Source organism: Pseudomonas protegens, from assembly GCF_003363755.1.
Classification (GTDB): domain Bacteria; phylum Pseudomonadota; class Gammaproteobacteria; order Pseudomonadales; family Pseudomonadaceae; genus Aquipseudomonas; species Aquipseudomonas danubii.
In genome coordinates this window covers 3596960-3609238 of record NZ_CP031396.1, presented here as the reverse complement: position 1 = coordinate 3609238, position 12279 = coordinate 3596960, and the positions used below count along the sequence as shown (strand labels likewise).

13 protein-coding genes are annotated in these 12279 nt (G+C 63.2%); 3 read left to right on the top strand and 10 right to left on the bottom strand.

What is annotated here, in order from left to right:
* Positions 1–53: 53 nt before the first annotated feature.
* Positions 54–827 (top strand): MetQ/NlpA family ABC transporter substrate-binding protein, encoded by a 774-nt coding sequence (locus DWF74_RS16345; RefSeq protein ID WP_102862484.1) that lies wholly within the window; start codon positions 54–56, stop codon positions 825–827.
* A gap of 167 nt (positions 828–994) precedes the next feature.
* On the opposite strand, the gene DWF74_RS16340 is transcribed toward DWF74_RS16345, so the two are convergent.
* The 5 genes from DWF74_RS16340 to DWF74_RS16320 are packed head-to-tail and all read right to left on the bottom strand — an operon-like array spanning position 995 to position 4903.
* Positions 995–1630, bottom strand: a complete 636-nt coding sequence (locus DWF74_RS16340; protein WP_102862483.1) for an SCO family protein — start codon at positions 1628–1630, stop codon at positions 995–997.
* Positions 1627–2529: a heme o synthase gene (gene cyoE, locus DWF74_RS16335; RefSeq protein WP_102862482.1), complete on the bottom strand. Its 903-nt coding sequence runs from the start codon at positions 2527–2529 to the stop codon at positions 1627–1629. Before cyoE ends, DWF74_RS16340 begins: the two co-directional genes overlap by 4 nt.
* A complete protein-coding gene (locus tag DWF74_RS16330) occupies positions 2517–3596 on the bottom strand; it encodes a COX15/CtaA family protein (RefSeq protein ID WP_115581305.1) in 1080 nt (359 codons plus the stop codon). The genes cyoE and DWF74_RS16330 overlap by 13 nt, the downstream gene beginning before the upstream one ends.
* 10 nt (positions 3597–3606) lie before the next feature.
* Entirely contained in the window at positions 3607–4197 is a 591-nt protein-coding gene (locus tag DWF74_RS16325) for a hypothetical protein (RefSeq protein ID WP_102862539.1), read from the bottom strand.
* Positions 4163–4903 (bottom strand): SURF1 family protein, encoded by a 741-nt coding sequence (locus DWF74_RS16320; RefSeq protein ID WP_102862480.1) that lies wholly within the window; start codon positions 4901–4903, stop codon positions 4163–4165. The genes DWF74_RS16325 and DWF74_RS16320 overlap by 35 nt, the downstream gene beginning before the upstream one ends.
* Before the next feature lie 70 nt (positions 4904–4973).
* On the opposite strand from DWF74_RS16320, the gene DWF74_RS16315 reads away from it, so the two are divergent.
* Positions 4974–5177 (top strand): twin transmembrane helix small protein, encoded by a 204-nt coding sequence (locus tag DWF74_RS16315; RefSeq protein ID WP_016967712.1) that lies wholly within the window; start codon positions 4974–4976, stop codon positions 5175–5177.
* A gap of 14 nt (positions 5178–5191) precedes the next feature.
* Here the strand turns inward: DWF74_RS16315 and DWF74_RS16310 are convergent, their stop codons facing one another.
* The 4 genes from DWF74_RS16310 to coxB all read right to left on the bottom strand — a co-directional run bounded on the left by DWF74_RS16310 (position 5192) and on the right by coxB (position 9575).
* Positions 5192–6079, bottom strand: coding sequence for a cytochrome c oxidase subunit 3 (locus DWF74_RS16310; RefSeq protein ID WP_102862479.1), 888 nt, complete (start codon positions 6077–6079; stop codon positions 5192–5194).
* 33 nt (positions 6080–6112) lie between these two features.
* Complete coding sequence (locus DWF74_RS16305) at positions 6113–6670, bottom strand: cytochrome c oxidase assembly protein (RefSeq protein WP_102862478.1); 558 nt, start codon at positions 6668–6670, stop codon at positions 6113–6115.
* A 99-nt stretch (positions 6671–6769) separates the two neighbouring features.
* Entirely contained in the window at positions 6770–8365 is a 1596-nt protein-coding gene (ctaD, locus tag DWF74_RS16300; RefSeq protein ID WP_115581304.1) for a cytochrome c oxidase subunit I, read from the bottom strand.
* Between the two features lie 82 nt (positions 8366–8447).
* The gene (coxB, locus tag DWF74_RS16295; protein ID WP_102862476.1) at positions 8448–9575 is read right to left on the bottom strand and encodes a cytochrome c oxidase subunit II; all 1128 of its coding nucleotides are present in this window, start codon (positions 9573–9575) and stop codon (positions 8448–8450) included.
* A gap of 369 nt (positions 9576–9944) precedes the next feature.
* Between coxB and DWF74_RS16290 the strand changes: the two genes are divergently transcribed.
* Positions 9945–10595, top strand: a complete 651-nt coding sequence (locus tag DWF74_RS16290; RefSeq protein ID WP_102862475.1) for a hypothetical protein — start codon at positions 9945–9947, stop codon at positions 10593–10595.
* A 65-nt stretch (positions 10596–10660) separates the two neighbouring features.
* Here the strand turns inward: DWF74_RS16290 and DWF74_RS16285 are convergent, their stop codons facing one another.
* The gene (locus DWF74_RS16285; RefSeq protein WP_110652528.1) at positions 10661–12196 is read right to left on the bottom strand and encodes a SulP family inorganic anion transporter; all 1536 of its coding nucleotides are present in this window, start codon (positions 12194–12196) and stop codon (positions 10661–10663) included.
* Positions 12197–12279: the final 83 nt, after the last annotated feature.

Below are 12279 nucleotides of genomic sequence, written 5' to 3'. Positions count from 1 at the left end.
CGGCCCCGGCCGGCAGGCGCCCGGGGTCGGGCGACTTACAAGGAGCTTGTTCGATGAAAAAACTACTCGTCGCTTTCGCAGCCGTTGCCGCGTTCTCCGCGCACGCCGCCGAAACCCTGACCGTGGCCGCCACACCGGTGCCCCACGCCGAGATCCTGGAATTCGTCAAACCGGCCCTGGCCAAAGAAGGCGTGGACCTGAAGGTCAAGGTCTTCACCGACTACGTGCAGCCCAACGTGCAAGTGGCCGAAAAACGCCTGGACGCCAACTTCTTCCAGCACCAGCCATACCTGGATGAGTTCAACAAGGCCAAGGGCACCAAGCTGGTGAGCGTGGCCGGCGTGCACCTGGAACCCCTGGGCGCCTACTCCAGCAAATACAAGCAACTCTCCGAACTGCCAGGCGGCGCCACCGTGGTGATCCCCAACGACGCCACCAACGGCGGTCGCGCCCTGTTGCTGCTGGACAAGGCCGGCCTGATCAAGCTCAAGGATTCCAACAACATCCTGGCCACCATCAAGGACATCACCGAGAACTCCAAGGACCTGAAGTTCCGCGAACTGGAAGCCGCCACCATCCCCCGCGTGCTGACTCAGGTCGACCTGGCCCTGATCAACACCAACTACGCCCTGCAGGCCAAGCTGGACCCTTCCAAGGATGCCCTGGTGATCGAAGGCAAGGATTCGCCTTACGTGAACATCCTGGTCGCCCGTCCTGACGACAAGGACTCGGACGCCATGAAGAAACTGGTCGCCGCCCTGCACAGCCCAGAAGTGAAGCAATTCATTCTCGAGAAGTACAAAGGCGCCGTGCTGCCAGCGTTCTGATCGGTTGCAGAAATACAAACGGGGCGCCTTGGGCGCCCCGTTTTGTTTGTAGCCGCTGCCGAAGGCTGCGATAAGGCGCGAAGCGCCTTCCGAGGGCCTCAAGCACGCGTCCTCTTCGAGGCCGATCGCAGCCTGCGGCAGCGGTTCAGCGGTTCAAGCATGCCGCGTTATTGGCGCTGCAACATCACCGGCAACTGGGCCACCAGCTTCTGGTTGTTCAACGGTGCGCGGATAAAGCCACGCTGGTGACCGTCCGGACCGATCACCGCGAGGTTGCCGCTGTGGTCCACGGTGTAATTGGGCTTGCTGGTGTCCGCCGGAATGAAGGGAATGCTCACCGCGTTGGCCAGCTTCTGCAGGTCTTCCACCGAGGCGGCGGTCAGGCCCTTGAAGTCCTTGTCGAAATAGCCCAGGTACTGCTTGAGCTGTTGCGGCGTATCGCGGTTGGGGTCGACGCTGACCAGGATCACCTGCAGCTTGTCCACCGCCTCCTTGGGCAGCTCACTCTTGATCTGCCGCAGTTGGGCCAGGGTGGTGGGGCAGATGTCCGGGCAGAAGGTATAGCCGAAGAACAGCAGCGACCACTTGCCCTTCAACTCATCGATCACCACGGGCTGGCCGTCCTGGTCGAGCATCTTCACCGCAGGCAGGGTACGGCTCTGGGGCAGGAGGATGATGCCGGCGTCGATCAATGCGGTGGGATCGCCCTGACCCTTGCCGGACAGTACTTTGTTGACGGTCAGCCCCAGGATCAGGGCCACCAGCGCAACGAGAATAAAGACGGTTTTCTGAGTTCGAGTCATAGGTTCAACAATAGGTAGTGGTCTACGAGCAGGGCGATGAACAGCAGGAACAAGTAGTAAATAGAGTACTTGAAGGTGTTGATCGCCGCGTGCGGCCGAGTGCCACGGTACAGCACCCAGGCCCATTGCAGGAAGCGCCCGCCCAGAAGCAAAGCGCACACCAGGTACAGCACGCCGCTCATGTGGATGGCATAGGGCAGCAGGCTGACCGCCAGCAGGGCAAAGGTATAGAGCAGGATGTGCACCTTGGTGTAGTGCTCACCGTGGGTCACCGGCAGCATCGGGATATCGGCCTTGGCGTATTCCTCCTTGCGATGGATGGCCAGGGCCCAGAAGTGCGGCGGGGTCCAGGCGAAAATGATCAGCACCAGCAGCAGCGGCTCGGCGCTCAAGTGCCCGGTAGCAGCAACCCAGCCCAGCAGCGGCGGCGCCGCACCGGCCAGCCCGCCGATCACGATGTTCTGCGGCGTCGCGCGTTTCAGAAAGCCGGTGTAGACCACCGCGTAGCCCAGCAGGGACGCCAGGGTCAGCCAGGCCGTGAGCGGATTGGTGAACGCCAGCAGCAGCGCTTGCCCGGCCAACGCGAGGCACAGGGCGAACGCCAAGGCCGCCCGGGGTGAAACCCGGCCTTGGGCCAGGGGCCGTTTGTGGGTCCGGGCCATCAGCGCGTCGATGCGCCGGTCCACCACATGGTTCACCGCCGCCGCGCCACCCGCACACAGAGCAATGCCCAGGTTGCCGAACACCAGCACCGTCCACGGCACCCCCGCGCGGGTGGCGAGGAACATGCCCACCAGGGAGGTGATCAGCATCAGCACCACCACCTTGGGTTTGGTCAGTTCCAGGTAATCGCGCCAGATGGCCTGGGGATGCTGACGTTCGCTGATCAGAGTCGCCATGGCATCTCTCCTTTGATGGTGATGGGACCCGCCATCTGTTTGCGCGGGCTCAGACGCCAGCCCAGGGGCAGGCGATCCCGGGCCTGCACCAGGCTGGTACGGGCGTGATAGTTGACCAGCACCAGGGTCAGCAGCAGCGCCGCGCCCCCGGCGTTATGCGCCACCGCCACCGGCAGCGGCAAATGGAACAGCACGTTGCTGATGCCCAGGCTGACCTGCGCCGCCAGCGCCACCAGCACCAGCCCGGCCAGACGGGTCATGCCGGTTTGCCGCAACTGCCAGGCCAGCCCCAGCAACACCAGGGTCACCAGCACCGCGCCGACCCGGTGGGTCATGTGGATGGCGGTGCGGGCGTCGCTGTCCAATTGTCCGCCCAGGTAGTTGGGGCCGATGTGCTGGGTCAGATGAAAGCCGTTGGCAAAATCCATGTTCGGCCACCACTGGCCATGGCAGGTGGGCAGGTCGATGCAGGCCACGGCGGCGTAGTTGGAGCTGACCCAGCCGCCCAGGGCGATCTGCCCGACCACCAGCACCAGCCCGGCCGTTGCCCAGTACTGCAGGCGTCGCGGCACAATCAGCGCCGGCAGCACGCCGGACAGGCGCAAGGTCAGCAGGAACAGCAGGCTCAAGGTGGCGAAGCCCCCCAGCAGGTGCGCGGTGACCACTTGCGGCCAGAGCTTGAGGGTGACCGTCCACATGCCGAAGGCCGCCTGGGCAAACACCACCACCATCAGGAACAGCGGCAGCTTCAGGGGCTGCCCGGGATGCCGGCGATGGGTCCAGGCCCGGGCCGCCAGCAGCACGATCAACAGCCCCAGGGTGCCGGCGAAATAGCGGTGGATCATCTCGTTCCAGCCCTTGTGGGCTTCCACCGGGGTGTCGGGAAAATGCAGTTCGGCATGGGCCAGTTGGGCTTCGCTGTTCGGCACGCTGATAAACCCGTAGCAGCCGGGCCAGTCCGGGCAGCCCAGGCCCGCGTGGGTCAGCCGGGTGTAGGCGCCCAGCAGCACCACGATCAGAGCCAGCAAAGTGGCAAACAACGCGAGGCGAAATCCAGGTTTGGCCATGACGATGCCCTTATCCGATGTTCGACAGTTTCAGCAGGTGCCGCAGGTCGTTGAGCAGGTCCTTGCCCTTGACCCGAGCGTCGTAGCGCAACACCAGATTGCTGTGGGGATCGACGATCCACAGCTGCGGCGCGTCCTTGTCGTTGACGCCTTTGGCATAGGTCGCCAGGTCCAGGGGGTAGCGTTGCAACTGCGGGTACTCGCGCTGCAGCCTGGCTTGGTATTCGGCGCTCAGCGGCTGGGCGCTGGCCAGGGCATGGCTGGCCCGCGAAGCATCACGGCCCAGGGCCACCTGGATCTGCCGCGCCAGGTACACCAGTTGCTGGCAATCGGCATCACACGCCTTGGGGGCCGTGACCAGGATCTGCCAGCGATCCTCCTCGGACTGCACGCCGATCTGCGCCCGGGTCTGGCCATTGCCGATCAGTTCACCGTGATAGCTGCGGCTTTCCGGCACCCAGAACTGCAGCTTGTACATGCCGGTGGCGAGGATCATCGGACCGATCACCATCAGCAGGATCAGGATCAGTTGCCAACGGCCGCGGCGCCGGTTGGGCACCTGGGCGTCAGAGATGTTGGGTGGATTCATGGCCGTTCCCATGGCGGTTCTCCCGTGCGTTGTGCCAGCCGAAATAGAGATAGAGGAGCAGCAGGGCCAGGGCCATGGCGAACCACTGCACGGCATAGCCCAGGTGTTTTTCCGGCCCCATGGCCACCACCGGCCAAGCCGTCAGGTAGGCGCCAGCACCGGACTCCTGACGCACTTCATGCTTGAAGCCGCTGCGGCCAAGCTCGGCCCAGAGAGCCTCCGGGTTCACGGCGGTGATCAATCGTGGCCAGCGCGCAGCCGCCGGGTCGGCCTGCAGTTGGAACGCCGCGCCCGGAGAAACGTAGACCCAGGCATCCAGACTCAGGCTCTGTTCCGGGGTGCTGAATGCCGCAGGCGTGCGCCGATCGGGCCAGGGCAGCCAGCCACGATTGACCAGCAACCAGCGCCCGCTGGCCTGATCGAGGAAGGGTTGCAGCAGCTCGACCCCGACCTGGCCGTCGTGCAGGCGGTTGTCCAGGAGCAGGCTGTGATCGGCATCGAAATGACCGTGCAGGCGCACCCGGCGAAAGGCCGGGTCCTCGACCGCCAGCAACTCGAACAACGACACCGGCTCGGCCGCGCGGCGCTCGGCGTAGCTGGTCAGCAATTGGCGCTTCTGCTCGCCACGGCTCAGTTGCCAGAAGCCCAGGGAAACCAGCGCAGGCAGCAGCAACAGCACCACCAGGGTCGGCACGACTCCCGGCCGGAAGCCTTTCATGACCGGCCCGCAAGGCTGAGAAATCCACTCGCTATACTGCTGTACATCGCGTTTCCCCCGGAGTCCCACCATGCTCAAAGCAGCCATCGTCCTGATGCTGATTGCCACGGTTATCAGCCTGTTCAGCGGCCTGTTCTTTCTGGTCAAGGACGACAGCCAATCCAAACGCCTGGTGACCGCCTTGAGTATTCGGGTATGCCTGGCCGCGATCACCGTGGGCTTGATCGCCTGGGGTTTCTTCAGCGGCCAGCTGGTGTCCCACGCGCCCTGGTAGGGCGCAGCAGGCCCTCAGAGCACGTAGACAAAAACGAACAGGCCGATCCACACCACATCGACGAAGTGCCAGTACCAGCTGGCTGCTTCAAAGCCGAACTGATGTTCGGCGTCGAAATGCCCACGCATGATGCGCATCAGCATCACGAACAGGATCAAGGTGCCGATGGTCACGTGGGCGCCGTGGAAACCGGTGAGCATGAAGAAGGTGGCGCCGTAGATCCCCGAGCCCAGAGTCAGGCCCAGCTCGCGATAGGCGTGGATGTACTCTTCGGCCTGGAAGCCGAGGAAGGCGCACCCCAGCAGCACGGTCAGCGCCAGCCAGATCTTCAGCGCTCCACGATGGCCTTTCTTCAGGGCATGGTGGGCGATGGTCACGGTGACACTGGAACTGACCAGCAGCACAGTGTTGAGCAGCGGCAAGCCCCAGGGGCTGATGGTGCCCGTGGGCGATGGAAAGAGTTTCGGATCGGGGTTGTTGAGCAGGGGCCAGACGAACTCGAAGTTCGGCCAGAGCATATGGGCGATGCCCTTGTTCCCCTCACCGCCGAGCCAGGGCCCGGACAGGTGTCGCACATAGAACAGCGCGCCGAAGAAGGCCAGGAAGAACATCACTTCGGAAAAGATGAACCAGCTCATGCCCCAGCGGAACGAGCGGTCCAGCTGAGCACTGTACAAGCCGGCGCGGCTTTCCTTGATCACCGCGCCAAACCAGCCGAACAGCATGTAGGCCAGCAGCAGGCTACCGACGAAAAAGATCAGCGGGCCATGGGATTCCGGGCGCGCCGCCTTGAGGTCGTTGAACCAGGTCGCCAGGCCGAACACGGTGACGAACATGCCCACCGTCGCAATGATCGGCCACTTGCTCTGGGCAGGAACGTAATAGTGCTCATGAGTCGCCATGGGTTGTTCTCCTTATCGGGCACGCCAGATCGTCTATCCACCGGTCTTGGCGGCAACCGCCACCGGTGGATGACGCGCGGTGATATCGAACAGCGTGTAAGCCAGCGTCAGGTGCTTCACATCCTTGGGCATGTCGCGGTCAACGATGAAACGCACCGGCATCTCGATCTTCTCCCCGGGCTGCAGCACCTGCTGGGTAAAGCAGAAGCACTCGGTCTTGTGGAAATACATGGCCGCGCTGCTGGGGGAGATGCTCGGGATGGCCTGGGCGCTCATCGGGTGATCGCTGGGGTTGCGGGCGATGAAGACCATCTCGTTCACCGCCCCCGGATGGACCACGATGTCATCGGACTTGGGATAGAACTCCCAGACCATGTCGATGGCATTGGTGGACAGGAACTGCACCCGCACCTGGCGCGAAGCGTCGATCTGCTGCCCCTGGTCCGCGTACTGCCCGCCGGTCTTGCCATTGATGCCCAAGGCCTTGCACATCACGTCGTAGATCGGCACCAGGGCAAAACCGAAAACGAACATCGCCGCCACCACCAGCAACAGGCGGGTCACCAGCTTCTTCAGCGAGATCTCGGCCATCTCAACGTCCCCCCGAACCTGTATGAGCCGGCTTGCCGACGAGCAGGGCACCACCTTCTGGCGCCTTCGCGAGCAAGCTCGCTCCTACAACACAGCTGTTCATTTCACTTCCGGTGGCGTGACGAAGGTGTGGTACGGCGCCGGCGATGGAATGCTCCACTCCAGCCCTTCGGCCCCTTCCCACGGCTTGGCCGGGGCCGGTTTGCCACCGCGAATGCACTTGATGACGATGAACAGGAAGAAGATCTGCGTCGCGCCGAAGGTGAAGGCACCGATAGAGGACACCATGTTGAAGTCGGCGAACTGCAGGTTGTAGTCCGGAATCCGCCGCGGCATGCCCGCCAGACCCACGAAGTGCATAGGGAAGAACGCCAGGTTCATGCCGACGAAGGACAGCCAGAAGTGCAGCTTGCCCAGGGTTTCGTCGTACATGTACCCGGTCCACTTGGGCAACCAGTAATAGGCCGAGGCGAAGATCCCGAAGATCGCCCCCGGCACCAGCACGTAGTGGAAGTGCGCCACCACGAAGTAGGTGTCCTGGTACTGGAAGTCCGCCGGGGCGATGGCCAGCATCAACCCGGAAAAGCCGCCAATGGTGAACAGAATGACAAAGGCCACGGCGAACAGCATCGGCGTCTCGAACGTCAGCGCGCCCTGCCACATGGTGCTCACCCAGTTGAACACCTTGACCCCGGTGGGCACGGCAATCAGCAGGGTGGCGTACATGAAGAACAGTTCGCCCACCAGCGGGATGCCCACCACGAACATGTGGTGCGCCCAGACGATGAACGACAGGAAGGCAATGGCTCCGGTGGCATAGACCATCGAGGTGTAGCCGAACAGCGGCTTGCGGCTGAAAGTGGGGATGATCGAGCTGACGGCGCCGAAGGCCGGCAGGATCATGATGTACACCTCGGGATGGCCGAAGAACCAGAACACGTGCTGGAACAAGACCGGGTCGCCGCCGCCGGCGGCACTGAAGAAGCTGGTGCCGAAGTGGATGTCCATCAGCATCATGGTCACGCAGCCGGCCAGCACCGGCATCACTGCGATCAGCAGAAAGGCAGTGATCAGCCAGGTCCAGACGAACAGCGGCATCTTCATCAGGGTCATGCCCGGGGCACGCAGGTTGAGGATGGTGGCGATCACGTTGATCGCCCCCATGATCGAACTGATACCCATCAGGTGGATGGCGAAAATGAAGAAGGTCACGCTTTCCGGGGCGTAGGTGGTGGACAGCGGGGCGTAGAAGGTCCAGCCGAAGTTGGGCCCGCCGCCGGGCATGAATAACGTCGAAACCAGCATCAGGAAGGCCGCCGGCAACAGCCAGAAGCTGAAGTTGTTCATCCGCGGCAGGGCCATGTCCGGGGCGCCGATCATCAGCGGAATCATCCAGTTGGCCAGGCCGACGAAAGCCGGCATCACCGCGCCGAAGACCATCACCAGGCCATGCATGGTGGTCATCTGGTTGAAGAACGCCGGCTCGACGATCTGCAGCCCGGGCTGGAACAGCTCGGCGCGGATCACCATGGCGAACGAGCCGCCCAGCAGGAACATCGCGAAGCTGAACCACAGGTACAGGGTGCCGATGTCCTTGTGGTTGGTGGTCAGTATCCAGCGCATCAGGCCCTTGGCGGGACCATGGGCGTGGTCATCATGGCCGGCGTGGCCGTGGTCATCGATCACTGCACTCATGCCCTGTCTCCTGCAAACGGGTGGGCTGGACGCTCAGGGACACTGCACCCCGAGCGGTTGCGGAAATACCCAATAAGCCGGCTCATTTGCTTTCCGCCTGTTTCAGCGCCAGCACTTCTTTTGGCGTGACCATGTCGCCCTTGTTGTTGCCCCAGGCGTTGCGCTCGTAGGTCACCACCGCAGCGATGTCGACTTCCGACAACTGCTTGCCGAAGGCCGCCATGGCAGTCCCCGGTTTGCCGTGAAGGACGATATTCAAGTGATCGCCCTTGGGCCCGGTGGCGATCTTCGAGCCCTTGAGGGCCGGGAACATCGGCGGCAGGCCCTGGCCTTCCGCCTGGTGACAGGCGACGCAAGCGGTGTGGTAGACCTTATCGCCACGGGCCACCAGCTCATCGAGGGTCCATTCCTTGCTGGTCAGCTCCTTGAGCTTGGCGGCCTCGGCCTTGCGCTCGCCCATCCAGGTGTCGTAGTCGGCCTGGCTCTTGACCTCGACCACGATCGGCATGAAGCCGTGGTCCTTGCCGCACAGCTCGGCGCACTGGCCACGGTAGATGCCGGGCTTGTCGACCCGGGTCCAGGCTTCGTTGACGAACCCCGGGATGGCGTCACGCTTGACCGCAAAGGCCGGCACCCACCAGGAGTGGATCACGTCGGCGGCGGTCACCAGGAAGCGCACCTTGGCCCCCACCGGCAGCACCAGGGGCTGGTCGACTTCCAGCAGGTAGTGCTCGCCCTTGACGCTCTTGTTGTGGATCTGCTCGGCGGGGGTGGCCAGGTTGCTGAAAAACTCCACATCCTGGCCGAGGTATTTGTAGTGCCACTTCCATTGGTAGCCGGTGATCTGGATGTCCACATCCGGCTCGCTGGTGTCGTACATCTTGATCAGGGTCGCCGTCGCCGGGACGGCCATGGCCACCAGGATCAGGAAGGGGATGATGGTCCAGAGGATTTCCACGGTGGTGCTTTCGTGGAACCGGGCCGGGACCTGGCCCGTGGAGCGACGGTGAACGATCATTGACCAGAACATCGCGCCGAAGACGATGACGCCGATCACCACACAGATCCAGAAGATGGTCATGTGCAGGTCGAATACCGCGTGGCTTATCTCGGTAGCCCCAGGCGTCATATTCACCGTCCAGGCGGCTTGCGCCTGGCTGAATATCGACAACAACAGGAGGCCCATCCAGACATGTGGATGTCGCATCATTGCGGGTTCCCCTTATCGTTCTTGTTATCCCGCCGGCTTAACACCTGCGGCAAGGGAGCGGCTGCCTAGACTACGAACTTAAACCGGCCGGGCCTCGCTGCATCTGCAGTCGGGCGTCATCAGCTAACTTCACACAATGGCGAGTATAGACAGCGACTCTGACCTCGCAACGCGAGGGCGTAAATCAGCTGAAACACTGGAAAGCAGGTTTGCAGGCCACGGCACAAAAGGGGTCGAGTGCCCGGGATGGCAGAGCGATATAACCCCGCCGTCTAAGCATGAAATAATTATGACAAATGCGTCTTAAGCATTTTCGTAAGCAGGCTAACTTATGTGCTCCCTATTCATGTCCTTGTCCCTGGAGTTTTCATGAACACCGCCGCATTGCGCGAGCAGATCCAACTGGCCCGGCAACACGAAGCCAGCACAGGCCTTCTGACCCGTCAGTTGGAAACGCAACTGCCTCACCTGCACCCTGCCATCCAGCTGCCCGAAGTCGACGCCAAGGACGTCATGACCCGTTTCGTCAGCGCCTACATCGACCAGGTTCCGGACCTGCTGGACGCCGCCAATGCGGTGGCCCGTGAAGCCGGAATCGAATCGCAGATCAAGCCGGTACTGAAGATCGCCGAGCAATTCTTCCTCCAGCCGCCGGCCATCATGGACGGCCACGTCGGCCTCGACAGCCTGCTGGACGAAGCCTACCTGGCCCTACGCCTGGTGGAAGAAGTCAACGACCTGTACATCAAGCACTTCGGCCGTCCACTGATCCCCCTGGACATGACGGTCGCCAACCTCATCGCCCACCAACTGATCGGCGAAACCTTCGCCAACCAACTGGACGAAGCGGTGCACCACGCGGTCGACGCCATGCTCAACGAAGAAAGCTTCGCCCTGGAATCCGTGGAAGCCTACCGCGACACACTCAATAGCCCGGACACCGAGGCCGCGTGGAAGCGCTGGCCCTGCCTGTCGCGTCAGCTGGGCGTGGAGCTAGAGCTCGACCAGCCCGCCGCCTGAACCCACTCCTCGCCAGCAAGGCTCGCAACGAGCCTTGTGGCGAAGGGGCAGCCCATTCCCTGCCATCAACTTCTTGCTGACGCCACTCCAATCCCACCACCACTGCTCAAGCGTCCTTCCAGGCGTCGCTTCAAGCCCCGCGCCTCAATCATCAACCGCGAACCCTTGGCCTGATTGGCCCGGGTCCATTCCTCCAGCAGCTCCAGGCAGGCGTGATCGATGTAACTGAGGTGGTTGAGAGGCACATGCACCGTTGTCGCCGGTGGAATGCTCGCCAGAACCCGAGTCAGGGCCGGCACTTTGAGAAAGGTCGCGGCCCCCATCAGTCGCAGCTCCATCTCGCCAGCGGCTGGAAGGTCGATCAGGCTGATCTTCAAGCGCGAGGCCTTGAACGCCAGCTTGGCCAGCGTCAGGGCAAAACCTATCAGCACACCGGTCAGCAGATCGCTGAAGACAATCGCCAGGGCCGTCACCGCGTAGGTCAACATCGGCATCCGCCCGTAGCGCCCCAGGCCGCGAAACACCTTGAGGTCCACCAGCTTGAAGCCGGTGTAGACCAGCACCCCGGCCAGGCTCGCCACCGGAATGCTCTGCAGCACGCTGGACAGCAGCAACACGAAACCCAGCAGCCACAGACCATGGAAGATCGTCGAGAAACGGGTCTGGGCCCCGGCCTGGACGTTGGCCGAACTGCGCACGATGACCCCGGTCATCGGCAAGGCCCCAAGCAGGCCGCAGAGCATATTGCCCACGCCCTGGGCCGACAGTTCACGGTCGAAGTCCGAACGCACGCCGCTGTGCATGCGATCCACCGCAGCGGCAGACAGCAAGGTCTCGGCGCTGGCAATGAAAGCCACGGCGAAGGCCGCGATCAACAGGTTGGGGTCCGCCAGATTGAGCAGGTCGGCGGGGCGCAGCCAGTCGATGGCCTCACTCAGGTTGGCCGGCACCTCGACCCGCTTCACCTCCAGGGCCAGGACCAGGCTGGCCAGGGTCGCCAGGCCCACCCCCAGCAAAGCCCCCGGAATGAAGCGCAGCGATTGTGGCCGCCACTTGTCCCACCCCCACATCAGCGCGATGGTCGACAACCCCAGCAACCCCGCCTGCCAACCCAGGCTCGGCAAGGCCTGGGCCAGCGCCTGAGGGAAGCCGACAAGGTTAGCCAGCCCCGAGGCCTGGGGCGCGGCATCAAGCATCACATGCACCTGGGACAGCACGATCAACACACCTATGCCCGCCAGCATGCCGTAGACCACCGCCGGCGCCGTGACCCGGAACCAGCACCCCAGGCGCAGACGCCCGGCCAGCAATTGCAGCAGCCCGGCCAACAGCAGGATCGGCCCGAGCATGGCCACACCGTGCTGGCGCACCAGTTCGAACACCAGCACCGCCAGCCCGGCAGCCGGACCGCTGACCTGCAAGGGCGAGCCCGCCAGCCAGCCCACCACCAGCCCGCCGATGATCCCGGTGATCAGGCCCTTGGCTGGCGGCAGGCCCGAGGCAATGGCGATCCCCATGCACAGGGGCAGGGCCACCAGAAACACCACCACCGAAGCCAGCAGCTCCCGTGGCAGGACACTTTTCAACTGTGCTGCACGCATGACAGTTCTCCTGACTTTTGTTCAGGCGTGGCAAAGCCGGACCGCCAAACGGCGGCCCTGGCTACAACCACTCAGGTGTATTT

Coding starts and splice junctions, on each gene's coding strand:
- DWF74_RS16305 (WP_102862478.1), bottom strand. CDS start 6,670: ATGGCCGAGATCTCGCTGAAGAAGCTGGTGACCCGCCTGTTGCTGGTG.
- DWF74_RS16285 (WP_110652528.1), bottom strand. CDS start 12,196: ATGCGTGCAGCACAGTTGAAAAGTGTCCTGCCACGGGAGCTGCTGGCT.
- DWF74_RS16290 (WP_102862475.1), top strand. CDS start 9,945: ATGAACACCGCCGCATTGCGCGAGCAGATCCAACTGGCCCGGCAACAC.
- DWF74_RS16330 (WP_115581305.1), bottom strand. CDS start 3,596: ATGGCCAAACCTGGATTTCGCCTCGCGTTGTTTGCCACTTTGCTGGCT.
- DWF74_RS16325 (WP_102862539.1), bottom strand. CDS start 4,197: ATGGGAACGGCCATGAATCCACCCAACATCTCTGACGCCCAGGTGCCC.
- DWF74_RS16320 (WP_102862480.1), bottom strand. CDS start 4,903: ATGAAAGGCTTCCGGCCGGGAGTCGTGCCGACCCTGGTGGTGCTGTTG.
- cyoE (WP_102862482.1), bottom strand. CDS start 2,529: ATGGCGACTCTGATCAGCGAACGTCAGCATCCCCAGGCCATCTGGCGC.
- DWF74_RS16340 (WP_102862483.1), bottom strand. CDS start 1,630: ATGACTCGAACTCAGAAAACCGTCTTTATTCTCGTTGCGCTGGTGGCC.
- ctaD (WP_115581304.1), bottom strand. CDS start 8,365: ATGAGTGCAGTGATCGATGACCACGGCCACGCCGGCCATGATGACCAC.
- coxB (WP_102862476.1), bottom strand. CDS start 9,575: ATGATGCGACATCCACATGTCTGGATGGGCCTCCTGTTGTTGTCGATA.
- DWF74_RS16315 (WP_016967712.1), top strand. CDS start 4,974: ATGCTCAAAGCAGCCATCGTCCTGATGCTGATTGCCACGGTTATCAGC.
- DWF74_RS16345 (WP_102862484.1), top strand. CDS start 54: ATGAAAAAACTACTCGTCGCTTTCGCAGCCGTTGCCGCGTTCTCCGCG.
- DWF74_RS16310 (WP_102862479.1), bottom strand. CDS start 6,079: ATGGCGACTCATGAGCACTATTACGTTCCTGCCCAGAGCAAGTGGCCG.